Source organism: Arsenophonus nasoniae DSM 15247, assembly GCF_000429565.1.
In the GTDB taxonomy this organism is placed as follows: Bacteria; Pseudomonadota; Gammaproteobacteria; order Enterobacterales; family Enterobacteriaceae; genus Arsenophonus; species Arsenophonus nasoniae.
The window spans coordinates 1-1,289 of sequence record NZ_AUCC01000259.1 but is presented as its reverse complement, the minus strand read 5'-3'; the positions used below and the strand labels follow the sequence as shown (position 1 = coordinate 1,289).

Annotated in this window: 1 protein-coding gene; it reads left to right on the top strand. The window is 36.4% G+C overall.

The genetic code is table 11. The features are described from left to right. Nucleotides 1–147 precede the first annotated feature (147 nt). Nucleotides 148–1,206, top strand: a complete 1,059-nt coding sequence (locus G468_RS0118170) for a hypothetical protein (RefSeq protein ID WP_026824168.1) — start codon at nucleotides 148–150, stop codon at nucleotides 1,204–1,206. Nucleotides 1,207–1,289 lie beyond the last annotated feature (83 nt).

Genomic DNA, 1,289 nt, shown 5'->3' with positions numbered 1-1,289 from the left:
TGTTTGTTTTTTAATTTCACACCAAATCAATAAAACAATAAAATGATTATTCCTAGATTAATATTCCATAATATACCATCAAGGTTCGCATAATACATATTATGTTAAATAGTTACCACTGTAATGAAATAATAAAGAAATAACTTTATGTATAATCATCAGTTTTTGCCACTCTCTATTAATTATCCGGGCAAGGCATCGCTTTTATTATTTCTACGCACACATATGGTAGACCATATAACCGTTACTTTAGATAATGGACAGGAAATAACAATTCAACAAGATGAATGCAATGTACTGTTACGTTCTCAGGATGGGCAGACGCAAATATTGAATGAAATGGATTTGGCAAAACTTTATCACAAAATAGTTGATGATATTGAGTCCAATCCAGGAATCTATAGGATAGAGCTACCTAAAGAAGTGGAAATTAAAAATTCAAAAGAACAACTAACTATATCAGAATTAGTAAAATTTATATCAAAATTAGTAGAACTAAATAACAAAATATCTGCTAATGATTGCCTATTGTTAAGAAAGTCACCAGATGGAAACTATTTTTACGTGGCTAAAATGGAAGAGGTAAATAAATCTAGCACACTGCAATTTCGCGCAAATCAAGCGGCTGAATTCATTGGGAATATGCTAGGGAAAGAGATTAAAAAAAATCTCAGTATGGCTGACTTTGCCATACTGACATCACCACACATCCCCGTCAGTCCGACACAGGCCTTTAATAAACCGGTATGTAGTACACCATCGGAGGTTACAATGCGTTGGATAACGACATTAGCTCAAGCCTTAACTAAAGTCGAGAATACAGAGCAGCAAAAAAAACTGATAACGGATTTGTTACAGGCGCAAAAAAGTCGCTGGTTGGCCCATGATATGAACTTGGAAAAAACTGTAAAATCGCTCACTAACGACAGTAATGCTTTGCGTAGCAATGGATTAAACGATTTAGCAAATCTGGCCTATAGCGAAAATTCGACGACGACAGACTTGGTATCTCTTTTACCGCAGAATGAACAAGAGCTTTTTTCTACGCGACTACACGATAATATTTATGGCAGATATTTTGAGTCCGTCTGGATCGCTGAGTTTGTCAATAACCCTCCTCAAGAGGTGTTGAACGCGATGCATACTATCGGAAATGGAATAGCTGATTTACTAGAAAGCCAAACAGACTCAACACAAAGAACATAAGCACGCCTTTGGCGTGAGCATCGCGGCAAAGGCGCTCTATTTCTAGGCAATTCCCTTCTCGTCTTTTATACTCTGCTCTATGT